At 40.8% G+C, this 23907-nt stretch carries 17 protein-coding genes; 6 read left to right on the top strand and 11 right to left on the bottom strand.

The window, feature by feature from the left end:
- Positions 1-638: 638 nt before the first annotated feature.
- Positions 639-1727: a DUF3792 domain-containing protein gene (locus NNJ85_RS06590; protein WP_254474627.1), complete on the bottom strand. Its 1089-nt coding sequence runs from the start codon at positions 1725-1727 to the stop codon at positions 639-641.
- Positions 1728-2244: 517 nt separating this feature from the next.
- Here NNJ85_RS06590 and pyrF point away from each other — a divergent pair.
- The 3 genes from pyrF (at position 2245) to hisS (ending at position 5915) form a co-directional block, all read left to right on the top strand.
- Entirely contained in the window at positions 2245-3090 is an 846-nt protein-coding gene (gene pyrF, locus NNJ85_RS06585; RefSeq protein ID WP_254474625.1) for an orotidine-5'-phosphate decarboxylase, read from the top strand.
- 577 nt (positions 3091-3667) lie between these two features.
- Positions 3668-4027, top strand: a complete 360-nt coding sequence (locus tag NNJ85_RS06580) for a helix-turn-helix domain-containing protein (RefSeq protein ID WP_254474624.1) — start codon at positions 3668-3670, stop codon at positions 4025-4027.
- 400 nt (positions 4028-4427) lie between these two features.
- Complete coding sequence (hisS, locus tag NNJ85_RS06575) at positions 4428-5915, top strand: histidine--tRNA ligase (RefSeq protein WP_254474622.1); 1488 nt, start codon at positions 4428-4430, stop codon at positions 5913-5915.
- Positions 5916-6390: 475 nt separating this feature from the next.
- Here hisS and NNJ85_RS06570 read toward each other — a convergent pair whose 3' ends face one another.
- On the bottom strand, positions 6391-6915 hold the full coding sequence (locus NNJ85_RS06570) for a peroxiredoxin (protein WP_005774794.1): 525 nt from the start codon (positions 6913-6915) through the stop codon (positions 6391-6393).
- Between the two features lie 219 nt (positions 6916-7134).
- Here NNJ85_RS06570 and NNJ85_RS06565 point away from each other — a divergent pair, with 219 nt between their 5' ends.
- Both NNJ85_RS06565 and NNJ85_RS06560 read left to right on the top strand, forming a co-directional pair.
- Positions 7135-8763, top strand: a complete 1629-nt coding sequence (locus tag NNJ85_RS06565) for an alpha-D-glucose phosphate-specific phosphoglucomutase (protein WP_254474620.1) — start codon at positions 7135-7137, stop codon at positions 8761-8763.
- Between the two features lie 269 nt (positions 8764-9032).
- Entirely contained in the window at positions 9033-9368 is a 336-nt protein-coding gene (locus NNJ85_RS06560) for a zinc ribbon domain-containing protein YjdM (protein ID WP_254474619.1), read from the top strand.
- A 1288-nt stretch (positions 9369-10656) separates the two neighbouring features.
- On the opposite strand, the gene NNJ85_RS06555 is transcribed toward NNJ85_RS06560, so the two are convergent.
- The 5 genes from NNJ85_RS06555 to NNJ85_RS06535 form a co-directional block, all read right to left on the bottom strand.
- Positions 10657-11235 (bottom strand): NifU family protein, encoded by a 579-nt coding sequence (locus NNJ85_RS06555; protein WP_254474617.1) that lies wholly within the window; start codon positions 11233-11235, stop codon positions 10657-10659.
- A 61-nt stretch (positions 11236-11296) separates the two neighbouring features.
- Positions 11297-11788, bottom strand: coding sequence for a universal stress protein (locus NNJ85_RS06550; protein WP_254474615.1), 492 nt, complete (start codon positions 11786-11788; stop codon positions 11297-11299).
- Between the two features lie 63 nt (positions 11789-11851).
- Positions 11852-12922: a tryptophan--tRNA ligase gene (gene trpS / locus NNJ85_RS06545; protein WP_254474614.1), complete on the bottom strand. Its 1071-nt coding sequence runs from the start codon at positions 12920-12922 to the stop codon at positions 11852-11854.
- A gap of 59 nt (positions 12923-12981) precedes the next feature.
- Positions 12982-14553 (bottom strand): murein biosynthesis integral membrane protein MurJ, encoded by a 1572-nt coding sequence (gene murJ, locus NNJ85_RS06540; RefSeq protein WP_254474612.1) that lies wholly within the window; start codon positions 14551-14553, stop codon positions 12982-12984.
- A 791-nt stretch (positions 14554-15344) separates the two neighbouring features.
- Entirely contained in the window at positions 15345-17162 is a 1818-nt protein-coding gene (locus tag NNJ85_RS06535; RefSeq protein WP_254474610.1) for a BID domain-containing T4SS effector, read from the bottom strand.
- 3 nt (positions 17163-17165) lie between these two features.
- On the opposite strand from NNJ85_RS06535, the gene NNJ85_RS06530 reads away from it, so the two are divergent.
- Positions 17166-17444 (top strand): hypothetical protein, encoded by a 279-nt coding sequence (locus tag NNJ85_RS06530; RefSeq protein WP_254474600.1) that lies wholly within the window; start codon positions 17166-17168, stop codon positions 17442-17444.
- A gap of 324 nt (positions 17445-17768) precedes the next feature.
- On the opposite strand, the gene NNJ85_RS06525 is transcribed toward NNJ85_RS06530, so the two are convergent.
- The 4 genes from NNJ85_RS06525 to NNJ85_RS06510 form a co-directional block, all read right to left on the bottom strand.
- Positions 17769-19076, bottom strand: coding sequence for a BID domain-containing T4SS effector (locus NNJ85_RS06525; RefSeq protein ID WP_254474595.1), 1308 nt, complete (start codon positions 19074-19076; stop codon positions 17769-17771).
- Between the two features lie 357 nt (positions 19077-19433).
- Positions 19434-20261 carry a BID domain-containing T4SS effector gene (locus NNJ85_RS06520; RefSeq protein WP_254474583.1) on the bottom strand — a complete coding sequence of 276 codons (828 nt, stop codon included), beginning with the start codon at positions 20259-20261 and terminating at the stop codon, positions 19434-19436.
- 342 nt (positions 20262-20603) lie between these two features.
- Positions 20604-21746, bottom strand: a complete 1143-nt coding sequence (locus NNJ85_RS06515; protein ID WP_254474573.1) for a BID domain-containing T4SS effector — start codon at positions 21744-21746, stop codon at positions 20604-20606.
- A gap of 304 nt (positions 21747-22050) precedes the next feature.
- Positions 22051-23649, bottom strand: a complete 1599-nt coding sequence (locus tag NNJ85_RS06510) for a BID domain-containing T4SS effector (RefSeq protein WP_254474568.1) — start codon at positions 23647-23649, stop codon at positions 22051-22053.
- Positions 23650-23907: the final 258 nt, after the last annotated feature.

Here is a 23907-nt window from a genome sequence, read left to right as displayed (position 1 = left end):
CACAATATGCTTCCTTTTTGCGGCTACATTTGGTTATCATCCATCATATTATCTCTATTCGCTGTCATGAGGCAGATTTTTGCCTGCGCTGAAATGGAAAAAACATTGAAATCTTTACATTAACCTTCAATTCTTTCACTCTGTGGAGGAGGTTTGCTTGCGCCAATGATCATTGCAAGGAGTGGATGTGGGGTTTTGTTTTGTCTATTGATTTTGGGCGTGCGGTGTGATGTTCCCCATTACCGTCGCGTGCTAGAGAGGGGTTAGTGTGCTATGGATGGAGGAGGTAGCTTTTAGCGTACTTATGGGATTATTACGCATTAAAATGTATGCTTAATCCTATGAAAATCTTCAAGGACAGAAAGGGATCCCATAGGGCAAGAAATTTGATCACCCTGGAGCACAAAGGAAACATAACAACCAGATAGTGGTGAAAAATTTTAAGAGCTTAAGGATATGGCAATTGAGCATTTTTATGGAGAATAGATATCTCTTTAACACTCTTTTTAATGTTCGCAGGTCTTTTGTTTAAGGAGTATGGGAGCAATGAAACATAAAGAACCCTAAAATATTTAAAAAAATAAAAAGCTGTACAAAAATGTACAGCTTTTTTTACGCTCGCTTGAAAGCTAAAAGTTTTAAAGTTTGAAAATATCCTTACGGCTTCTGTAACCATAATAGCCACAAATACTGGAAATGATAGCGCCTATCAAACTCCCTAAAAAGCCCCACCATCCCATGTGTGAGGCTGTGTTCGTGACTTTTGTGGCGGTGTTTTGGGCACCTTTGATAGCTCCTTCAAGATTGTCAGAGAGGGTTTCAGCCCGTTCTTCAAGCACTTTTATCGCTTTTGCAGTTTTTTCCTCTGCACTTTGATAAAGTTGAACGGCACGGTTAGCTGCCCTTTGTGCATCCGCACGGCTCATGCCATCTTTTGTGAGGGCATTGATGATATCGCTTCGATTAAATTTTTCTGTCAAATCTTCTACACGATCAGAAAGGCGTTCCTCTAGATTTTTCAAAGTGGTACGGTAATGCGAAGGATCCTTTTTAAAAGCTGTGATTGCCTCCCCAATATCACTGAACGCAGCCTGATAGGATGTTTTTAAGCGCTCAGGATTGAGGGCAGGAATGTCGCTTTTATGGAGAAGGGTACGCAACTCATTGCCAAGTTGGTCAAAATTGATGTCACCATCACTGTTTTTTGTGAAAAACTTTGCAAAATCCTCGCTGTTTAATTTTGTAAGCAGGGGGGAAATATTTGTTTTGAAACTGTCTATGGTCTTTTCGATCATCGAGCTGTTTTCTAGGGCTGCTTTAGCCCCTATTTTTGCTGTGTTTGAAATCACGTAAATAGCTTGAAGGGTCATCAGTAGTGTTATGAGAGCCCAGGTTAAGAAACCATGAAGAGCGCCAGCGGTTTCAGCAAAACGCCCTGCAACAAAACCTCCCAAAGCAAGGCTTATCAGTATAACGATAAGAGAATGTGTGCCCATGGAGAGCAACGAGCCTTCAAAAGGCGAGGACGAAGTGAAATCCATTTGGCTCAATCCTAATGCGCCTACCAGAAAAAAGAGGCAGATTGAGGTGGCAAGAGCCGTTATCAATCCAGCAAAAATGGCGGACCATGAAATGGGGGAGGGAAAAAAAGGATATTCTGTCTCTAGGGATGTTTCTCCTAGAAGATTCGTATCGAAAGGTGTTTTTTCAGGAATGCGGGTTTCCATGTTGTATCTCCTTGAATTTGCTGGAGATACAATGCCTTATTGCCAATTAGGTTCCAAAGTTTATAGCCCATTATGGATAATTTAGCTGCTACAAGGTAAATCGGAGAGATCTAAAGTTAAGATTGAAAACATCATGGTGGAACGTTTTTTAACTTTTGTTTAAAGCGCATTTATCGGGAATTTTGGTTGAGCCTAGAAAAGGGGCGTGAAAGAGAAAAATGGGGGCTTTACGAGGTTATTGAACGAAATAATATGGAGTGTTTTTTGTTCGTGTTCTGTCATCACGTTTGAATTTTTCATCTCATGACAACGTCTTGATTGATACAAGTATCTTGATCGATCAACATGCGATAAGCCTTATGAATGGGAATATCTTTTATAAACAAACGCAGGTTTTGTCTATAAGAGCAATACGAGAGAGCTTTCTTAAGGGGGGGGAGGCGTGTATTCTTTTGACAAATGCTTCTCTTTTTGATTGTATCAAAAAGTTTAAAGAGAGACCGTGTTAGGATATTAAATGTTTTGTTCAGCTTTTTTTAAAAACAGTGAAAAATATGGCCCCCTTTGTGTTGGTTTTGACCCGAGTCATAAAGTTTTGCAAGCATGGAATTTGAGCTGCGATGATAAAGGTCTAAAAGATTTTTGCGATATCCTCTTAACAGCGGTTGTGGGGAAGGTGGGGATCATAAAGCCGCAAGCTGCATTTTTTGAGTTATATGGGGTGGAAGGTCTCCAAGTTTTGAAAGAACTCATTGAAAATGCACAAAAACAAGGTTTGTTGGTTCTCGTTGATACAAAAAGAGGAGATATTGGCTCTACTGCTGAAGCTTATGGACAAGCTTGGCTTGGTTTCAATAGTCCCTTCAAAGCCGATGCGATAACAGTCAATCCTTTTTTAGGGTTTGATGCTCTTATTCCTTTGATAAGGATTGCAGAAGAAACAAAAACAGCGGTTTTTATGGTTGTTCAATCGTCTAACCCAGAGGGAAGACAAATTCGAAATGCTCGCATTGGGGATCAAACGGTTTCGGTCCATTTGGCGCAGCATATTTATGACTATAATAGCCAATCTTTAAGTCAATATCGCCACATTGGTCCTATCGGGGCTGTGATTGGCGCAACATTAGGCAATGAAGCAAAAGAGACAATTGAACAGCTAGAAAATAGTCTGTTTCTTGTTCCGGGCATTGGGGCTCAAGGGGGAACTATAACACAATTAACCCAGCAATTTCCTCAAAGGCTATGGCAGAATATTATTCCTTCAATTTCAAGGTCGATTACAGAGGTTGGCCGAAATCCTGTTGATTTAAAAAATACCATTCATAATTTTGCTGAACAATCTAAAAATACGCTTCTCTTTTAAATTTTTGGGCTCTTGCTCTAAGAGAGAAGGTTCTTCCTTATAAAAAAGATTTCACTTTCTGATTACGTATGGGGGCTCTCTTCTTTCAATGACAATGTTTTTGTGGGAGAGCAGAATAATCATTCGCTCAGAGCTCGCGTAAAGGATAAAATAAAAGCTGTTTTATTGGTTAAGGATGCTGTCTAGATGAAGAATTAAGGTGAGATTTTTTCATAAAACGCAGGGGCTTGAGGATATGATTTTGATGTGTGTGTGTTCAAGAATTTGAGAAGACGATAACTTCTCATGAAAAAGAAATTCTGCGATCTCCTGAAAAACTATTTTTATTGCAAAAATCTTAAAATTACTTTAGACATTAAAAAATGTTTTTGGTCGCATACGCAACGACCAAGTGGGCCTTGAAAACCCTAAATCCGAGCGTGAAAATAACCCCACTGTTGTGGGGGTCCCGGAATTCCGGGAGATTTTGCTATGTCCAGGTGCTTCCCAGCACTAAAAGCAAAATGCTGGCTCGGATTCAGTATTTTCAAGCTCCCGGAATACCAATGCGAGGGCGCTCGCAACCGGAGGGGGGCAAATGCAAGCTCAGAACCTTAATATTGATCTTTTTGTTGGCAAAAAAATTCGCTTTAGGCGAAAAATGTTGAGAATGTTTCAAAAAACATTAGGAGACGCTTTAGGGGTAAGTTTTCAACAAATCCAGAAATATGAAAAAGGCTTAAACCGTGTGAGCGCAGGACGCTTAAAGGAAATTTCCGATATTTTAAATGTTCCGGTTTCCTTTTTTTACACGGATATCATCACAAACGAAAATGCTTCATACCATTATGATGAAATCGCCTCAAACAGAGAAGAATATCTGCTTTTAAAAAGTTTTAGAGTCCTGACCTCTGTCAAACAAAAAGCCATTTTAAAGTTGATTTCTGACCAGAATTAAAACGGTTTAAAGGATCGATAGCGCTCCCTTCTCTCTATTCCTTCTTATCTTAAAAGATGAGGATTTTTCACGCACACTGATTTTTTAAAAAAATCATTTGTAAACAGTCCGCTGTCTTGTCTTACTTATGCTTTGCTGTCTTTATATGAATAGATGAGTGATGTCTCTTCATAAAGACTTATGAAAGTATCTAGAAACATCTTATGGCAATAATGCGCTTGTTTCGCTTTGATCTTTTAACGGTTTTCAAGAATAAAGATTTTTAAAGTTTTACTGAACCGTAGACAATAGAAAGCCTCTAACATGTTGTTAAAAGCTTTAAGGACGATAAAGTCATTGCAGCGTTTGTTTCTATGGGATAATGGTTATCCGTAAACACATATTGTTGCTAGAGAATAACATGTCATTAAAACAAGAAAAAACCAAAGCCCGTTTACCCCGTGGTTTTGTGGATCGTACAAGTGCACAATTGTATGCAACCGAAACCATGATTACGAAAATTCGTGAAGTTTATGAACTTTACGGTTTTGAAGCGCTTGAAACACCCATTTTTGAATATACGGATGTGTTGGGGAAATTCTTACCGGATTCCGATCGTCCCAATGCAGGGGTTTTTTCGCTTCAAGATGATGATGAACAATGGATGTCTTTACGCTATGATCTAACGGCTCCTCTTGCTCGTCATTTTGCTGAAAACTTCGAAACGTTAGCAAAACCCTATCGCAGTTATCGGTTGGGGCTTGTTTTTCGCAATGAAAAGCCTGGTCCAGGGCGGTTTCGACAATTTATGCAATTTGATGCAGATATCGTTGGAACACCAACCGTTGCAGCCGATGCGGAAATTTGCATGATGGCAGCCGATAGTCTGGAAAAATTAGGTATTGCACGCCATGAATATGCCATTCGTTTGAATAATCGAAAGATTTTGGAAAGTGTTTTGCAGATGATTGGTTTAGGAGAAAAGGAGCAGCTTGATCGGCGCTTAACTGTTCTTCGAGCCATGGATAAACTGGATAAATTTGGTCCTGAAGGTGTGCGTTTGCTTTTAGGCAAGGGACGTTTGGATGAAAGTGGTGATTTTACAAAAGGGGCTGAACTTCAAGATAAAGAGATTGAATGTATTCTTTCCTTACTCACGATAGAAGCAAAAACGGCAGAAGAAACCCTTGATGCTCTCAGAAAAATCGTTGGTCAGAGTGTGCAAGGTCTTGAAGGGGTTGGCGAACTTGAGGAAATGCAAACAATCTTTGCCGCCAATGGGTATCACAATCGCATTAAAATTGATCCTTCGGTGGTGCGTGGATTGGAATATTATACGGGACCTGTTTTTGAGGCGGCATTGCTTTTTGATGTCCTCAATGATGATGGGCAAAAAGTTATCTTTGGCTCTGTTGGGGGGGGAGGGCGTTATGATGGGCTGGTTGCGCGTTTTTGTGGGGAAAATATTCCGGCAACAGGCTTTTCAATAGGCATTTCACGTTTGATCGCTGCTTTGCAAAATCTTGGAAAATTACCAGCAAAAAATACGCGTGGACCCGTTGTGGTGTTGATGATGGATAAAGAGCCACAAGCTGTTGCACGCTATCAGAAAATGGTCATGAAATTGCGAAATGCAGGAATTTGTGCAGAACTCTATTTAGGGGCATCGGGAATTAAAGCGCAGATGAAATATGCTGATCGGCGAAAAGCTCCTTGTGTGGTGATTCAAGGGACACAAGAACGTGAGAGTGGAAAAATACAGATCAAAGATTTGATTGAAGGGGCGCGTTTGTCTCATGAAATTAAGGATAATCAAACATGGCGTGAAAGCCGTCCTGCGCAAGTGATGGTGGGTGAAGAGCAATTGGTGCAAACAGTACAAGATATTTTGGAAGCCCAAAAACGCTAATGGTTTTTTTTAAAGAATGGCAGGAAAGAGCTTGAATATTTCTCCTTCAATTTCACTGTATTTGTCCATGAATGCGATAAGGATAAAGCCCCAATAATATAAAGTCTATTGAGCTTCCCATCTTTACCCGTGTGAAGGAGTAAACCGGCACAATCTCACACTTTTCCAGCTCTAGAATGTTGCGGACTATTCCTTGGTATTTCTCGATGATTCATGAAAAGGCATTTTTATTGTACATTTTTTATCCACACCCCAATCCCGCTTGTGACATGTAAGCCAAGTGATCTTAATGGTTTCAACAGAAAACAGATTTAAAATGAAAAAATATGACGATATTTCAGGCTCGAACTCAAGTTGGATAACGCTTAAATAATCATGATCAATTAAAAGGTTTTAAAAAAATACAAACGACACAAATTTCCTTTTCTAGAGAAATCTGTGTCGTAAAATTTAAATAGAGGAATTTGGATTGGGATTAGCTTTTTAAAGCTTTTAAAACATTTTGTGGTGAAGAAACTTCATAAGGATCGGTTGCGCAATTGTCTGAAAAACCTGCTTCTTCAAACCATTGTTCAATCACACCATCATTAATCACAGCAGCATAGCGCCATGATCGCATGCCAAAACCAACATTGTCTTTTGCAACAAGCATACCCATTTTGCGTGTGAATTCACCAGAACCATCGGGAATTAATTTCACATTTTTGATATTTTGTGCTTTTCCCCAAGCATTCATGACAAAAGCATCATTGACGGAAAGACAATAAATTTCATCAATACCAGCTTGTTTAAATTCATCATAGAGTTTTTCAAAATCAGGCAGTTGAAAGGTTGAGCACGTAGGGGTAAAAGCGCCAGGAAGAGAAAAAAGAATAACGCGCTTTCCTTTAAAGTAAGCATCGCTCTTAACTTCTTGCCATCGATAAGGATTATCTCCACTTACTGATTCATCGCGGACACGTGTATGAAATGTAACATTGGGAACTGTTTTTTTCATCATATGGATGCTCCTGTATTTTTTTACGAAAATTGTGTTTTAAAATAGTCTTCATCTTTAAAAGCATATGGGGAAAGAGCGTTTTAAATAAAAGGGCTTCCTAAAAAATTCTGACTCCTCACAAGTGTGCAAATATTTCATTGTTCCGTCAAGTGGAATTAATGATCGACTTTGATTACTCTTCATTTTAAAATTAAAGGAAAGAATATGAAGGTATGACCAATGACCATAAAGACAGTTTTGACCACGGCTTTTGAGGGGCAAAAACCGGGAACATCTGGGTTACGCAAAAAGGTGTCTGTTTTTCAACAACCCCATTATGTGGAAAATTTTATACAGTCTCTTTTTGATAATATTGGACCTCTTGACGGAAAGCTGTTGATTCTTGGGGGCGATGGACGCACCTTTAACCGGACACTTCTTCAGATTGTGTTGAAGATGGCAGCGGCGCATGGTGTCTCTCGTGTTAAAATGGGGAGGGGCGGTATCCTTTCCACACCTGCTGTTTCGCATCTTATTCGTAAATACCATGCGCATGGTGGACTTATTCTTTCTGCAAGCCATAATCCTGGGGGGACAGATGGAGATTGTGGGATAAAATACAATATTGCCAATGGGGGACCTGCACCTAATTCTTTATGTGAGGCTATTTTTGCAACATCGCAACGTCTTTCCTTTTATAAAATTCTTGAAGCGCCAGATGTTGATTTAGAGCGGCAAGGGATGACTTTTATGGGAGAGATGCAGATCGAGATTATTGATCCTGTTGCCGATTATGTTGCTTTGATGCAGGAAATTTTTGATTTTGATTGTATTGCTAAGGCTGTAGAACGAGGTTTGACTTTACGCTTTGATGCTATGCATGCGGTAACTGGACCTTATGCCCATGAAATTTTTGAAAAATGCTTAGGATTTTCTAAAGGGACAGTGGTCAATGGTCTTCCGTTACCAGATTTTGGAGGCGATCACCCAGATCCCAATTTGGTGTATGCTAAGCCTCTTTATGATTTATTGATGTTAGAGAAAGGTCCAGATCTTGGCGCTGCGTCTGATGGTGATGGTGATCGTAACCTCATTATTGGACGTCAGCAATATGTCTCACCTTCTGATTCTTTGGCAATTATGCTAGAGCATGCCCATCTTATAAAAGGGTATCGCCAAGGCATTGTGGGGGTTGCTCGCTCTATGCCAACAACACCTGCTGCAGATTTGGTTGCTGAAAAACGCGGATTAAACTTTTTTGAAACGCCAACGGGATGGAAGTTTTTTGGAACGCTTTTGGATGCTGGGAAAGTAACCTTTTGTGGTGAAGAAAGTTTTGGAACTGGCTCTCATCATATCCGTGAAAAAGATGGTTTATGGGCTGTCTTATTTTGGTTAAATCTTTTAGCGGTAACAGGAAAAACGGTTACACAAATTGTTCAACAGCATTGGCGCACCTATGGGCGCTTTTATGCACTGCGTCATGATTATGAAGAAGTTGAAGAAGACAAGGCTTTGGCTTTACTCGAATACTTGCGGGCGCATTTACCACAAGCTGGAACAGAAATTTCTGGATTTTTAGTCAAAAAAGCAGATGATTTTACCTATCATGATCCTGTTGATCAGAGCGTGAGCACGCGGCAAGGGATCCGTATTTTTTTCAAGAATGGCGCACGATTGGTGGTTCGTTTATCGGGAACAGGGACGTGTGGTGCGACCTTACGGCTTTATTTTGAACAATATGAAGGGGATCCGCGCAGACACAATTTAAATCCGCAAGACGTTCTTCAACCTTTGCAACAGGTGGCCCTAAAACTGTTAAACATACAACAAGAATTGGGACGAGACCACCCTGATATTATCACATGAGATCATGGGAATGTTTTTTGCAAAGATATGATGATTGATCACATTCGAAAGGTTTTGATTGATTCTATATAAGAGGATCTTATGGTCTATGAGGGGTATTGTATAATGTTATAAACGCAGCGATTGTAGGGGATGATCGCATTTATGAACATAGATGGCAGATCAAGAGGAAATAAAAGAACATGTTTTTCTAAAATAATGGACAATAAGCTCTTCTTGCTTTATGACCCATCGTCATGAATGGTTTTTCTTAAATAAAGGGGAAATTTATGACCCAATATCCCAAGTGTCCTCGTTGTGATTGCCTTTATAGTTATGAAGAGGGTGAAAATTTTGTGTGTCCTGAATGCGCACATGAATGGCCCCAAAAGGATGATGATACTGTTCTTTCCGAGATTGTTTATGATGCCAATGGTCAGATTTTGACCAACGGAGATACCGTTATGGTGATAAAAGATCTGAAGGTAAAAGGTGCTTCCTCTGTTTTAAAAAGTGGAACGAAGGTCAAGAATATTCGCTTGGTGGATGGGGATCATAATATTGATTGCAAAATTCCTGGGATTGGACAGATGGGGTTAAAGTCGGAATTTGTTAAAAAAGTTTAGGCAGTTACTCTCTTGCCATTCTTTTTGCCTTTCGTTGGGTTTCTGTTTTCATATTCTGCTTCAATAGAGTTCTTTTCCAATCGTTCTTTTCTTATTTCATAAATTGTGCTCATCCGATAGATACAATATCTTTGCCCTTATATGAGGATCCAAAAGTCATGTCTTGTGAGAGAAATAGCTGTCTTTCCTTTCAGATATGTCTGTTGGTGATAGGGACTGGATGTTTATTGAGTAAGAAAACAGTAAAAGCACGCGCTTTATGAGAAGAATAATGCCGTAAAGTGAGAAATTGATGACGGCTCAATTGAAGGAATTTTTCCCCCTTTTATCAGATCATTTCCAAAACAACCCTCAACGATTTGGCTTTGATTGATTTTTTTTTAAGGTCTTAATAGCTTTTGTGTCTTCAGTTATGGAAATAAGAGTAAAGGGGCTAGAGGCGGAATTCTTGATTTCAAGAAGAGGAAAGGTCGGTATGTTCTTAAAAAATATCTTTCTTAAGATGTTTAAACCTATTTTGCAATGAAACTTATGCATGGTATAGGGAAAGCGTTGTTGAGCACTATCATTTAAAAGGGCAAACCATCATGCTCTTGCATATTTTGTTAGTTTTCATCGTTGCAACAGGACTTATATTTGCTCTTATGTTGCGTTTTTCTATTAAAAAATATTCATAAGAGGTATTTTAAAAATCGTTTTTGTTATCTTCCAGTTTGTAATGTGTTCGTGAATGATTTTGGTTGATGCCATAAAGACAATTGAAATGAGAAGACTGTTAGGATTCCCACGAAAGGTGTGAAAGTATGGTCTTTGTTGATTGGTTGTTACAAGAAGAAATTTACGGAATTTTATTGTCAGAAATACTAAAAATGATGGGATGCAAGGGGACAAGTTTGTGCTCTGTCTTATATTCTTTTCTTTTTACTGTAATGGATTCCTTATTTTTGGGGGGATAAAATTGTATGACAAGGTTATAAAACAGAATAAATTTAAAGTACGCTCTGCCGGTGCGTTATTCTTGTATGTATGTGATGGGTTAGTGGAAATGATGTCTCTAAAATATGTCTCTAAAGGGGAGGAAAAACATTTTAAGGCATAGGAGGAAGTGAAAGAAAAACCTATCATTTTCTAGGATTTTTTTGAAGCCGTATTGTATTTTTTATGGTCAGCATGGCTTGCATCTAGAATGATGCAGGATAAAATGGTGTAAGATTTTTGCACCCCATGTTTGAATGTTGGTGAAGAAAGATAATCTGTGTGGTGGTTTTATCTATTGAAGTGTCAATATTTATTGTGGCATGGCTTCAACGCCTAAAACTTCAGGGATAAAATGGCGTAAAAGATTTTCAATCCCATGTTTGAGCGTTGCCGTTGAAGAGGGACATCCAGCGCAGGCACCCCGCATATTGAGATAAACAATCCCATTTTCAAACCCACGAAAAGTAATATCACCCCCATCATTGGCAACGGCTGGGCGTATACGCGTTTCAAGCAGCTCTTTAATGGTTAAAACAATATCAGCGTCTTTTTCGTCATAAAATTCTTCATTAAGGGCATGGGCTTTTGCTTGTGTTGTCGCGTTGGTGGTGATAACAGGCTCATTGGACAAAAAATGTTCCATAATTGTGCCTAAAATGACGGGTTTGAGATGTTGCCATTCCCCTTCTTTTTTGCTGACGGTGATGAAGTCATAGCCTAAAAAGACACCATTGACATTGGGAATATTAAACAGTTTGGCTGCCAAAGGTGAGTTTTTAGCTGCTTCTTCACGGTCACGAAATTCTAAGACGCCTTCAGAGAGAACCACCCGCCCTGGGAGAAATTTAAGTGTCGCAGGATTTGGGGTGGTTTCAGTTTGAATAAACATAAACTCTCCTTTTATCATGAAGAATTGGATAAGATCATACCATTTTAAAATATTATATTTTTTAGGCAATAGACTTAATATCTTCATCAGCAAGATTGCTAGGAATGACAATGACAGGAATTGAAAAAGCCGTTCCTCTATTCCCGATTAGTTGGATAAGAGGGCCTGGTCCTTCTGCATGTCCGCTGGCGGCTAAAACAATCAGTGCAATTCTTTTATCTTCGTCGACCAGTTTAGAAATTTCATCAATTTTTTTTCCTTCACGCACTACTATTTCTGTTTCAAGGGCATGGGAGGTGCGGACATCACTGGCAATGTCTCCTAATATTTTATGAGCACTTTGCGTTGATTCTGTGCGCATAACATTGTTTACACCCAGAAAATGTTGAAATTCTGCACTATCAACAACACAAAGCAAGACCAAAGTTCTCTTGGTGTTTTGGGCATGTTGTGCGGCGAACGCAACGGCACGCCGACACTCTGGTGTCTCATCGATGATGACGAGGTTTTTTTTCTTGGGCTCTTTTTTCGGATTTTTGGGTTTAGAAATCATGCACTTTCTCTATTTTGTACAAACGATTTTTTTGCTCTCTACAGTTTTTTAAGTTTATTGTTTTTATGTATTGTGCAAAAATCCAACAATTTCACGAATTTTTTTCATATTTTCTTCTGCGAGCATACTAGCACGTTCTGCGCCATCATGCAAAACAGAGTCAATATAACTGCTTTCTTGATGAAGACGACGTAATTCTTCTGTTATAGGGGCAAGCTTATGGACGGCAAGGTCGGCTAGCGCTGTTTTAAAATATGAAAATTGTTGACCAGAAAACTCTAAAAGAACCTTTTCTTTACTAACTTTGGCAAAGGCGGCGTAAATACCAAGCAGGTTATCCACTTCTGGTCGTTCTTTTAAAGCGTCAAGAGAATCAGGAAGAGGCGCGGAATCCGTTTTGGCTTTACGTATTTTTTGTGCGATAAGATCTGCATCGTCGGTCAAATTAATGCGTGAGAAATCTGAAGGATCTGATTTTGACATTTTTTTTGTCCCATCACGCAAAGACATAACGCGTGGGGCTGTTGTCCCAATCAGTGCTTCTGGGAGGGGGAAAAAGCCTGGTCTTTGTTCTTTATCCGTTTGCATAGAGATGCCAAAATTTAAGTCAGCAATACGGTGTGCATAATCATTGTTAAATTTTTGTGCAATATCGCGTGTGAGTTCAACATGCTGTTTTTGATCTTCGCCCACCGGAACATGCGTTGCACGATAGACTAAAATATCAGCCGCCATCAATGTGGGATAGGCAAAAAGCCCAAGGGATGCTTTTTCGCGATCTTTTCCTGCTTTATCTTTAAATTGTGTCATGCGTTGAAGCCAACCGATACGGGCAACACAATTCAAAATCCAGGCAAGTTCAGCATGTTGAAAAACACGTGATTGGTTGAAAATAATGTGTTTTTGGGGATCAATACCGGCGGCTAGAAAGGCGGCTGTCACTGTTCTGGTGGATTCGCGTAAAATAAGGGGGGCTGGGTTGACGGTGAGCGCATGCATATCCACAACACAATAAAGGCAATGATAAGCGTTTTGTAGTTCAACCCAATTTTGAAGGGCTCCAAGATAATTGCCAAGATGTAAGTGACCACTCGGTTGTACGCCGGAAAAAACAAGGGGAGTGAAGGTATCCATAGGAGTGCGCTTTCTAATTTAAGGTTATTCATTTTATTATTTTTGACAAAGTATAGAGATTATGGACGTTTTTTCAAATTTTTAAGCGTATGAAAAAAGGAACGGGGGTTGGATAAAAAATAGGCACTAAAATAGAGCAGGAATATGCTCAGCATGATCCCTGCCAAGGTGCTGAAACGCAAGAAAAAGGAGGCTTTTGAGGATAAAGGAAAAGATAAAAATCCAAACACATGTAATCCGTAATAGAGGGCGAGTGCACTCAAAAGGGAAGCGATCATGAGGCATAATATTCGCTTGATCAGTTGGGCGTCGTATTTCCAATCCCCCCGTTTGATGAGGACACCCCAAAGCAGTAGGGTATTGACCCATCCAGAAGTAATTTCCGCAATAACAATGCCGCGTGCGGAAAAATAAGGAAATAATGTTAAAGCGAGGCTGATATTGATGAAAACACAAATGCCCGTAAAAATCATCGGTGTTTTGGTATCTTCATGGGCAAAGAAATTAGGAATAAAGACCTTGATGAGTACAAAAGCTGGAAGACCTAGTCCATAAAGTCCCAATAACTGTGCAACATGCTGTGTTGATTGATCGGTAAATTGTCCACGTTCAAAGAGTAAACTAACAATGGGGGTGGACAGTAGCAAAAAAGCGATGGATGCTGGAAGCGTTAACAGGAGTGTTAATTCAATAGAGCGGTTTTGCAAATGGTGGGTTTCTTCCTGATTTTTGCTCCGCAACGCGCGGGTTAATTCTGGTAAAAGAACGGTTGCAACGGCAATGGCAATCACGCCTAGAGGCAATTGATAAAGCCGATCAGCATACATCAAAGAAGAGACAGCCCCTGATTGACTAGAAGCAATGTTGGTATTGATGAGCAAATTAATTTGCGTGATACCACCCGTGATGGCTGCAGGGAAGGCTAAGGTTAAGAGCTTGCGAACATTAGGGGTTAAATGGGGACGACGGAAGAAAATTTTCATGCCACTTTGACGTAAAGCAACAGCAATTAGGACAAGTTGAAGAAGGCCTGCCGCCAACACTCCCCAAGAGAGATTTAAGCCGATGTGCCAAGCGTCAAGTTGATAGATCCAAGCATAGGCAAGCACACCAATCAGAATAATATTTAAAAAGAGTGGCGCAACGGCGGCAATAAAATAGCGGCGCAGAGCATTGAGCATGCCTCCCATCATCGCGGCGAGCGACATGCAGGTTAAATAAGGAAACATGATCGCAGTGAAATGAATGGTGGCATTAAATTTTGTTGCGTCTTCACTAAAGCCTGGAGCAATAATGGTTCGTACCAAAAAAGGCATACTCAGTTCCATCGCAATGGTTAACAGTAAAAGCAGCGAAAAGAGAACACCAAAGACTTCTTCTGCGAATTTGCAGGCAGATTCTTGACCATCTTCAGTGATTTTTTTAGCAAAAAGAGGAATGAAAGCAGCATTAAAGGCACCTTCAGCAAAAAAACGGCGGAATGTATTGGGAAAACGAAAAGCAGCATTGAAGGCATCAGAAACAGGACCCGTCCCTAGTGCTGCTGCCATAAGCATTTCACGGATGAAGCCAAAAATACGGCTCATAAGGATCCCGGAAGCAACTGTTGCAATTTTTTTAATCAATGTCATAAAGATCTATCAGGTTCGTGGTAAAAGAGAAGCGGTGACAGGAAAAATAAGCCGTTTTAAATCGTAAAAATCTGATCTGTATTCCCTATACAAGAATATATTTGTGCAGCGTTTTACGACGGTGTTTGTCTTTCTGTCAACAATGGTTGCGTGAAGACTTTTAACATGCTCCTTGTTTTATTGTTGCCTTACAATTTTTATTGTTGCCATAAAATCATTAAAATTTCTTTTTCAAATTGGAATATGGGAGTAATGTCATCACAATTTAAGGATATAGAATGATCATTTCTCTCTAGGGGAGTGATGTTCGTGAAGCGTGTACTCCAATGGCGCTGTGTTTTATTACATGAGAGGCGTGCCCCTATTTTAAAGAACGCAAATAAAAGCGTGAAGCAATGCGCCATTTTCATTTTTGAAAAAGATAGAGGGCTTTTGAGGCTTTTAAAAGCTTATCAGGTTGAGCTCAACGAGATGGCAAAGCCGTGTGATGGGTTTTCACTTTTACGGCTTTACAGCTTTATGTTCTCCTAAATGAAGACACCTTCCCGTTTCAGAGATTCTATAAACAGAGGACGGCAAGACGTAATTTTTCAACAGCGTCTTGCCTGTTTTTAGCCCTACAAGCAAGAGCACTATAGGCAATGAAAGGGATGAATGATTTTTTCAAATTGGCATAGGAGAGTTTATTCAAATTTTTCTGTAGGTTATACGCTATCCTTGGTGCAATTTTGGCAATATAATTGCATAATTGCACCAAAATTTTGTATGAAAAGCCAAAGGTGATGAGACTATCACGACATAGCCATGGCTTTTGATGCTTCACTTCTGCGTGGTTGAATAGGCGGTTTCTCTTCTTGTCTCGATGTTTCAGAAAGCTCTTGGAGTCGCCTTGTTGTTGAGCGCTCAGGCAGCTGCGGAGGCTGCGATAGGTTTTGCTGCTTTTGCAATTTTTTATCGAGATCGGTAAGCGGTTGATGGTGTTGTTGTTGTTCTGTCTGATGGTGTTGCACAATGGTTTCTCTTAATTGCTTTATCGTATCAGCATAATCCTTAATGGCGGTACAAAGGGTAGGAAGATTTTCTTCAGCAGCTTTGCGCGCTCCGTTTTTTATGCCAAGGACTTTTCTACCAGCAAGCGGAGCAAAAAATGTCGAATCCTTTTTAATTTGAAAGACAAGTTCTTCTCCCATATCTGGAATTTTGTGCATATCTTCCATTTGATATTGTAAAATAAATGGATTTTTATAGACAATTTGACACCAATATTGGACTTCTCTTTGACCATATTGAACCAATGGATCTTGTTGTACTCTGCGGGCAATTTCCTGATTTGACAGAGGCTGGATTTTCTTTTCTGAATTAAGCCGACTTTGTGTGTGTTGAGTGATTGCTTCTTCCTGTTGCGCGTGTTGCTGCTGTCGTTGTTCCCTGTGAGGACTCTGTGAAATATTCTCTTGTATATATTTTGAGGTATATACAAAACCGTTAATGGCTTCACACAGATTAGGGAGCGTTTCTTCAGCTTGTTTGCGCGCTCCATTTTTTATGCCAAGAACTTTTTTACCCGCAAGGTTAGAAATAGACAGAGGTTTTTTTTGCATATCCCATAAGAGCTGTTCTCCCATAGCGGGGTTTTCTTTGATTTTTTCTATTCTTGGTTCTAAAATAAGCCGATCACCATAAACCTTTTCGCACAAAAATCGTATTTCTTCTTGATATGCTATGAGCAAGAGCTCTTTTTCCATTGTATTAATAGAGGCTTTTTGTTTCTGAGACGGTTTTGGTGGTTCACTTGCTGTTTGTTGAGAGCCCGTTTTTTGCACGACAGCGTCGCTTTTTTGTCTGTCTCCTCTTCGATGCGATTTTCTTGAACGAGGGACGGCATATATTTCACTATCTTGTGATGATGAACTGCTTTGCTGCCTGACTGTTCTATGCTGTAATGTTTTGGGTCTAACACTTTGGGCGAGGGGTTCAGGATTTTGGATTTTTGCGCCGGTGGGGGTTTTGTCTTTTACACGTGGGGGTTTTGGCGGTGCCATTTTTGTTTGTAGAGGAGGCATCTCTTGTTTTTTTGTGCTGGTTTGCGTGTTTTCTCTCATGCGTGAGGGCGTTTGTGAAGGAAGCCTTGCATAGAGGGGGGGGCTCTCTTGAATTGTTGCTTTGTGCTGAATTCTATCTTTTGCACGTGGTGGTCTTTGTGGCGCGATTTTGATGGGCGCGGATGGGCGCTCGAGGATTTCAGGATTTTGGATTTTTGCGCCGGTTGGGGTTTTGTCTTTTACACGTGGGGGTTTTGGCGGTGCCATTTTTGTTTGTAGAGGAGGTATCTCTTGGTTTTTTGTGCTGGTTTGCGTGTTTTCTCTCATGCGTGAGGGCATTTGTGAAGGAAGCCTTGCATAGAGGGGGGCGCTCTCTGGAGCTGTTTGTGCGTTTTGTTGTCTATCTTTTGCACGCGGTGGTCTTTGTGGCGCGGTTTTTATGGGTGCGGAGGGGCGCTCGAGGGTTTCAGGCTTTTGGATTTTTGTGTCTATTGGTGTTTTGTCTCTTCCACGTGGAGGAGGAGGGGGGGGGGGCCATTCTTTTTGTGGTGGTGGGCGAGGATTCAACTTGTGGGCTGTGTTGTTGTCTCTCTTTTGCACGTGGGGGGGTTTGCGGCGCTACTAGAGGAGGCGTCTCTTGAATTTCAGGCTTTTGGATTTTTATGTCGCTTGGTGTTTTTTCTCTTACGCGTGGGGGGGGCGGTGGTGCAACCTTTGGCGAGGGGGACAAATTTTCTGGGTGTTTTTGTACAGATGGTTTTTGCGGTTTTGAAGAAACTTGGGGAGGGGGGGTTCTGGTGGGGGATTGTTCAGACTGTTGTTGAAATTTTTCCATCAGTTCGGCGATAAAAGGGGAGGGATTTCTTTTTTTCATACATGGTCCTTTCAAACTCTTCCAATATTGTTTTTTAATATTACTTAAAAATGTGTCTTGGTGTTTATTCTGTTTTATGCCTTTTCACTTTATGAGGGAGGATGTGAAACTGAGCGGTCTCACACGATTTCACTCTTTTGATGTCGTTTATGATCACTCTTTAAAGACTGTTTTATCAATAGCTTAGATTAAGTGGTGGGGAGATGAACTGTGTTCCAACGTTTCTCTTTCTTGGCGCAAGTCACCTTTCTCTTGTGTTGCGCCAAGATGTTGGATTCAACGTGAAAACTTATGTCTGCTTAGCTGGCAAAAGCCATTGCTTTTGGAGCAACAGTTTTGCGAGGATGCAAATCCGTTTCTCTTTGTGAGCCAGAGGGCGTTATTCCTTCATGTGTTATTGTTGAAGGTTCAAGGTGTTGAGCAGATTGTGAAACGTTTTGTTGCTGCTGCAAGCTTTGTGTTTGCTCAGATGTTTCACGATGTTCTTGTTTTGCCTGCTGAGTTTGTAAAATGCTCTCTCTGACCTGTGCGACAGCCGTTGCATAATTGTCAGCAGCATCAATGAGGTGAGAAAGACCCGCTTCAGCATGTCTGCGCGCTTGATTTTTAAAGCCCGCAAAGTTGTGACCAGCGTATTTGTTAAAAGACTTAGGATTTCCAGCAAGTTGCTGGGCGAGCTGTTCTATTGTTTCAGGGTTTTGGAAAAGCTCTTCTATTTGTGATTGCAAAGTGTTTGCGTTGCCAAAAACAACTTTGCACCAATATTGGATTTGTGCATGGTGTCTTTTGACTTTTGAATTTTGATGAATTTGGGTGAACATGTCTGCTTCTGAAAGACTTTCTTTTTCCTTTTCAGAATGACCCGGTTTTTTCAGCAGTTCAGAGACGGCGTTTTTTCCCATGAGGCGTTGATAGTTTTTGAGTTCTTGCTCTGGAGATTGTGAGAGGCTCTCTCTTGCCTGTCTTACGGCTTCTGTATAACAATCAACGGTGACACAGAGGGCGGAAAAACTCTCTTCTGCTTGTCTGCGTGCTTGATTTTTTAAGCCCAAAATGCTTTTGCCGGAAAGTTTAGCAATGCTTTCAGGATGGGCTGCCATGCGCCATGAGAGCTCATCTCCCGCTTGAGGGTTTCTTTGAATTTCCTGCATTTTCTCTTGCAAAATGTTGGGGTTGCCATAGGCTCTTGCGGATAAACGCTCGATTTCTTCTTGATAGGTTTTAACCAATGAATGGTGGGGAAGTAATCGAGAGATTTCTTCCTCTGAGAGAATTCTTGCTGCTCCTTGGGTAACCTGTGGAGCAGCTGTTGTGCGTGTTGTTTCAGCTTCTTGCGGTCTTTGGGTCGCGCGCGTGCTTGAAAGAGGCGTTGTTGAGTGCGTCATTCTAACAGATGCCTGTGCACTTGTCTCCATAATCGTTTCTTCTTCTAAAACAGAGTGCCTTTCTTCATCTTGTTCCAGTATCGTTGATAATCTTTTGCTTTTTGAAGACGTTTCTTTAGGGAGAGGGGGGGTGCCTGAGACCTCTGCTGCTGCTTTTTCATAGAGTTCTATGAGTTCTTTGATTGAAGAAGATGGAAAAGGGTGAGGGTGATCTTTTTTCATGCACGTTTCCTTTCAAAAATTGTTTTAGAAAACCTCTTTGGTGCATACTCATTCTTTATGCTTGGATCACTTTGAGACAAAGGAAGATATCGAACTAATATGTGCTCCAAAGACCTGCGCTATTTGAGATCAGAGTAACGGATATTTATGTCTTTTATACAGTTTTTTTGTGAAATCTTATCAATAAGTTACAATAAATAACAGGGGTCATTTTTAGGAGCGTTTTAGGACTATTTTTTGTACCATTCTAAAACAAATCTTGGCGCAATCGTAAGAAGACGATTTGCGCCAAGAAACTCACTGCAAAAGAGATTAAATAAAAAACAAAAATTGATCTTTTTTTATATTAATGTCCCTTTACATGGCATAAGCCATTCCATGTCTTTGTCGGTGAGGGCTGTGCTCCGGACTATTTTGTTCTTGTCCTCTTGTGTGATGATGACGATGGTGAGCCCTTTCAGTTTGCTGAGAAAGTTCTTTCTGGCGTCTTTGTTCTGCGTGAGGGGTTTGCAAGAGCCTATCCCTTGTTTCTTTTACAGCATTTGTATAACCATCAAGAGCATCAACGAGCGGTCTAAAACCTTCTTCAGCGGCTTTGCGTGTTTGAGTTTTCATGCCAAGTGCGGAGCGGCCAGCGAGTTTATGAATAGTCTCAGGATTTTCAGCAAGTTGATCTGACAGTTCTTTTCCTTTACTGGGATTTGTAAGGATATCTTGCAAGTGTTGCTGTAAAATATTGTCTTGTCCATAAACAATTTTACTCCAATACACGACCTCTTCCGCATAGGCTTGCACCTTTGGGGTTTTTAAAAGCTGTACAGTCATTTTGTCAGCTGTAAGGGGAGCTCTTCCTCTTTGTTGTGGGGAAACCTCTGTGTAATCGGTTTCAGATTCTGATAGTCTTTGTTGATGACGTCCAGCCCTTGAAGGAGAAACGCTGCTTACGGATGCGTATGTAACTTCCTCTTCGCGTCTTGGAGGAGCAACCGTTGTATAGTCTGTTTCAGATTCTTGGTGCCTTTGATTATGGTGTCTGCCTCTTGAAAGAGGGGAAACAGTGCTCACGGATGCGTATAGAACTTCCTCTTCAGGGATTGGACTGCGCTGGTTTCCTCTGTTTTGTTTATTCACGGTTGCATAGAGGGCTTCTGGATTTGCAGAAGGGTGTGGATGATGTTTTTTCATGCCTGTTTCCTTTCAATATTTTTAGAAAACCTCTTTGGTGCATTCCCCACTTTTAGTTTTGATAACCTTTATACAAAGGAAGATATCCAACTGAATGACCTCCAAAGATTTCGCGCTATTCGAGATCAGTGTAACGGACCTTTGTGTCTTTTATACAGTTTTTTTATGAAATCTTATCAATAAGTTACAATAAAATACAGCGTTCATTTTTAGGACTATTTTTTGTACTATTCTAAAACAACTCTTGGCGCAACCGCTATAAAACAATTTGCGCCAAGAATTTCACTGAAAAAGAGATGATATGAAAAACAAAAATTGATCTGTTTTTATGTTGATACCCTCTTACATGGCATGAGCCATTCCTTTAATCTCTGTTTTTCTTTGTCGTTGTGGGCTGTGTTCTGGACTATTTTGTTCTTGCCCTCTGGCGTGACGATGGTGGTGATGGTGACGTCTGTGTTCAGGGCTTCTTTCTGGGCTTTCGTATTTTTGACCTCTTTCCAGATCACGTGTAAAGTCTTTGTGGAGCCTTTGTGTCTTATCTATATGTCTTTCAAGAGCTGAGCAAAGGTGGCGAAAACCCTCTTCAGCCTCTTTGCGGTCAGGGCTTTTTATACCAAGGACTTTGCTTCCTGCAAGCCTACCAACACTTTCAGGATTGGCTGCAAGGCTCCATAAGACTTTTTCTGCCCCTTTAGGATTTTCAAGAATCTCAGAAAGTTGCTGATTCAAGGCATGTGGATTACCATAAACAACTGTACACCACTCTTGGGTTTCTCTTACACCATATTGAAAGTCTGTGTGTTGTAAGAGCTTTGTCGTAACCACATCTTTTTGGGTTCTGGGAGGGGGCGTTGTTGCTCTGCCAACGCCTTCGTAGAGGGGATTTTCCCGTTGCTGGGATTCTTGTCCACCTTCAGCGCCCATGCCCAATGTTGTATAGATCGTTTCTACTGGTTTATAGGGAGCGCGTCTGACTTCTGTTCTCGGATCAATTTCTGCATAGAGATGTTCTTCTGGTCTTGGGGGATGGCGCAGATCTTGATCGCTTCCGCTTGGTGAGTCATAGAGGGGGTTTCTTCGCTGCTCGGACTCTGTTTCACCCGTCGCTAGATTAACGACTGCATAGGGATCTACGAGTTTGTCAGGGGAGGGGGTACGCGATCCCCTTCTAACGGCTGCATGGGTGGATCCTAATGGGTATTGGGGTGCATAGATCGTTCCTTCCAGTGGATTTTGGGGGGCATAGACAGTTTCTTGTGGTCGTTGAGAAGGAGGGGTATCATATCCAGCTGCTTCCGTTCTCGGTGTGTTGTAGGGGGAATCTTCTTGGAGGGTTGGTTGACTTCTATTTGCTGCTTGTAAGTCTTCTGGACTTTGGGTGCGCGGACCTCTTTTGCGTGATTTATCAACTTGTGCGTAGAGAGGCTCTGGCTTCTGGGTTTCTGGGTTTTGAGATTCTTGGTGTGGGTGGCTTTTTTTCATGGCTGTTTCCTTTCAATATTTTTAGAAAACCTCTTTGGTGCATTCCCCACTTTTTTGATAAATCTAAAGCAAATGAAGATATCAAATTGAATGCTCTCCAAAGATTTCGCGCTATTCGCCCCTAGTTTAATGGAGATTTATGTCTTTAATACAGTTTTTTTGTGAAATTTTATCAATAAGTTATAATAAATTACAGGATTCATTTTGGGGACTATTTTTTGTAATATTCTAAAACAATTCGTGAGAGTAATCACGATGAAGGTTGGCGTCAAGATTTCCGTTGGAAGACAAAAGATAGCATCTTTTAGCCGGTCAGAGCCAGTGATGAGGAACGGCTAACTTTCAAGCTGCGGGCTTGACATTGGACGTCTTTGGTGTTCTTGACAGCCTGTGCAATTTCTTTGGCTTTGCTTTCCGATATTCCAAGGAGGCAAGCCAATCTTGGATGATCTTTTTCTTGTATGGCTTTACGATCTTCTGAGGAGAGACGATTGTGTAATTGGCGTGAAAAGGTATGGAGTTCTTGTCGGAGTGCAGGAGAATGCAATAAAGCTTCCCTTTGTCGTTCTTCTGGTAAGGCAAAAAGGTTTTGTAAATTTTTTCCAGGTTTTTCAATTACGTGGCTTAGGCGTTTTTGTTCTCTTTGGTGTTGTTCTAAAACTTCATCTTTTGTTTGTTTTGTTATGGCACCATAATTTTTAAGAGCTTGGCTGAGTTGTGGAACGGTCTGTTCGGCATGTCTGCGACTTGGACTTTTCATATCAAGGATTTTTCTCCCTGAAAGTTTAGAAACGGATTGAGGATTTTCTAAAATTTCATCGGCAAATTGATTTCCTAAGTTTGGAGCTGCCGTTATGATATCTAGTTTTGTCTTTAAGGCTTGGGCTTTACCATAAACAATCCTTGATAGTTCTTCGACCTCTTTTCGGCTTGCTTCAACATAAGTGTCATTTGAAACTCTTGCAAATAACTCGTCGTTTGTGAGAGGAGCTAAGGTTTCTTGTGGAATGAGGGTTTCTTTTACACTTTGAACGTTGGTTTTTTGAAAGCAGAGGTGGTCGCCGTTCTGTAACGTTTTGATTTGTTCTGGGGGAAGATCATCTTTGTGGCCCACGACGAATCCCCCTCCGACTTCCATGACAAAACCTTCTGCTGAAGTGCCTCTAAAGATGCCGTCATAGGAAACACCTTCTTTTGCTGCAACAACAACGCGATTGTTAATTTCATCCAGTTTAGCTTCTCGCATTTGAGAGATAAATTCTTTTAAAACAAGAGATTTTTGCGGATGGGTAACATCTTCAAAAAGATCTTTCATCGGTTGAGGATTGCCATATTGCATGGCTTCAATACAAGCTGCTGTCATGCGTCCTTTTGTGATGAACGAAAAGTCAATGGTATGGCCTGCTGCTTGTCCAAGTTTTTCCATAAACATTCGATTAACGCGTCCATTGCCTTTTCGGAAAGGGTGTGCGTGCTCGAGCGCCATAAAAACTTCAGCGGCACTTTCAGCAAATTCTTGGCGCGATAAGCCTTTTAAATTATCCTTTTCGCTCAGTGTTTTTTCGAGTTGTTTGAGCTCTCTTTTTATCTGCGGACCGATGGCAAAAGGAACCTCATATCCTTTAGGGCGCATCGCCGGCATACGGGCAGTGCTGCCATCTTCAAAGGTAAAGGATGTATCGCGGGTCTGACCTGCCCATTCAAAAGTTTTGTGGAAAAAGCTCCAGTGGATTAAGCATAGATAAGCGGCATCAAATTTTAGGGGGGGTGGTTCATGACGAAAATTAACAGCCTCTTTTGCGCTGTCGTGGGCGCTGCGTTCATACAGTTTTTGGGGGTCTTTGATGCCATATTTATTTTTTAATGTTGGGGTTCCTTTATAGAGATAATTTTGCTCTAACATATCGTCTCTCCTGAGAAAGTAGGGTAGGAATTGATACGCGCCCTTAAACGCGGGTCATGTTGAAAGTCCCCCATCGCGTATTCTTTTGAGATTTTGGGTGCTATGAGAGAAAGTGCTCTTCCCTCTTTGAGGTAAGGGAAAGAAGCTAAAAAGAAAAATATTGTTTAAGATTTTTGCTGTTTTACTTTTAGTAAAGTTGTTTGCAAAAGCGCTTTGATGAAGGATGCGGATATGGCGGAGAGAATTGCTCTTGGTGAT

The organism is Bartonella sp. B1098, from assembly GCF_944896145.1.
Lineage (GTDB): Bacteria > Pseudomonadota > Alphaproteobacteria > Rhizobiales > Rhizobiaceae > Bartonella.
This window is presented reverse-complemented; position numbering and strand designations above follow the sequence as displayed.

What these genes read in the sequence shown, in the direction of transcription:
- NNJ85_RS06525 (WP_254474595.1), bottom strand. Translation starts at nt 19,076, where the DNA reads ATGAAAAAAGATCACCCTCACCCTTTTCCATCTTCTTCAATCAAAGAA.
- NNJ85_RS06520 (WP_254474583.1), bottom strand. Translation starts at nt 20,261, where the DNA reads ATGAAAAAACATCATCCACACCCTTCTGCAAATCCAGAAGCCCTCTAT.
- trpS (WP_254474614.1), bottom strand. Translation starts at nt 12,922, where the DNA reads ATGGATACCTTCACTCCCCTTGTTTTTTCCGGCGTACAACCGAGTGGT.
- hisS (WP_254474622.1), top strand. Translation starts at nt 4,428, where the DNA reads ATGTCATTAAAACAAGAAAAAACCAAAGCCCGTTTACCCCGTGGTTTT.
- NNJ85_RS06565 (WP_254474620.1), top strand. Translation starts at nt 7,135, where the DNA reads ATGACCATAAAGACAGTTTTGACCACGGCTTTTGAGGGGCAAAAACCG.
- NNJ85_RS06550 (WP_254474615.1), bottom strand. Translation starts at nt 11,788, where the DNA reads ATGATTTCTAAACCCAAAAATCCGAAAAAAGAGCCCAAGAAAAAAAAC.
- NNJ85_RS06580 (WP_254474624.1), top strand. Translation starts at nt 3,668, where the DNA reads ATGCAAGCTCAGAACCTTAATATTGATCTTTTTGTTGGCAAAAAAATT.
- NNJ85_RS06570 (WP_005774794.1), bottom strand. Translation starts at nt 6,915, where the DNA reads ATGATGAAAAAAACAGTTCCCAATGTTACATTTCATACACGTGTCCGC.
- pyrF (WP_254474625.1), top strand. Translation starts at nt 2,245, where the DNA reads ATGTTTTGTTCAGCTTTTTTTAAAAACAGTGAAAAATATGGCCCCCTT.
- NNJ85_RS06510 (WP_254474568.1), bottom strand. Translation starts at nt 23,649, where the DNA reads ATGTTAGAGCAAAATTATCTCTATAAAGGAACCCCAACATTAAAAAAT.
- murJ (WP_254474612.1), bottom strand. Translation starts at nt 14,553, where the DNA reads ATGACATTGATTAAAAAAATTGCAACAGTTGCTTCCGGGATCCTTATG.
- NNJ85_RS06555 (WP_254474617.1), bottom strand. Translation starts at nt 11,235, where the DNA reads ATGTTTATTCAAACTGAAACCACCCCAAATCCTGCGACACTTAAATTT.
- NNJ85_RS06560 (WP_254474619.1), top strand. Translation starts at nt 9,033, where the DNA reads ATGACCCAATATCCCAAGTGTCCTCGTTGTGATTGCCTTTATAGTTAT.
- NNJ85_RS06515 (WP_254474573.1), bottom strand. Translation starts at nt 21,746, where the DNA reads ATGAAAAAAAGCCACCCACACCAAGAATCTCAAAACCCAGAAACCCAG.
- NNJ85_RS06590 (WP_254474627.1), bottom strand. Translation starts at nt 1,727, where the DNA reads ATGGAAACCCGCATTCCTGAAAAAACACCTTTCGATACGAATCTTCTA.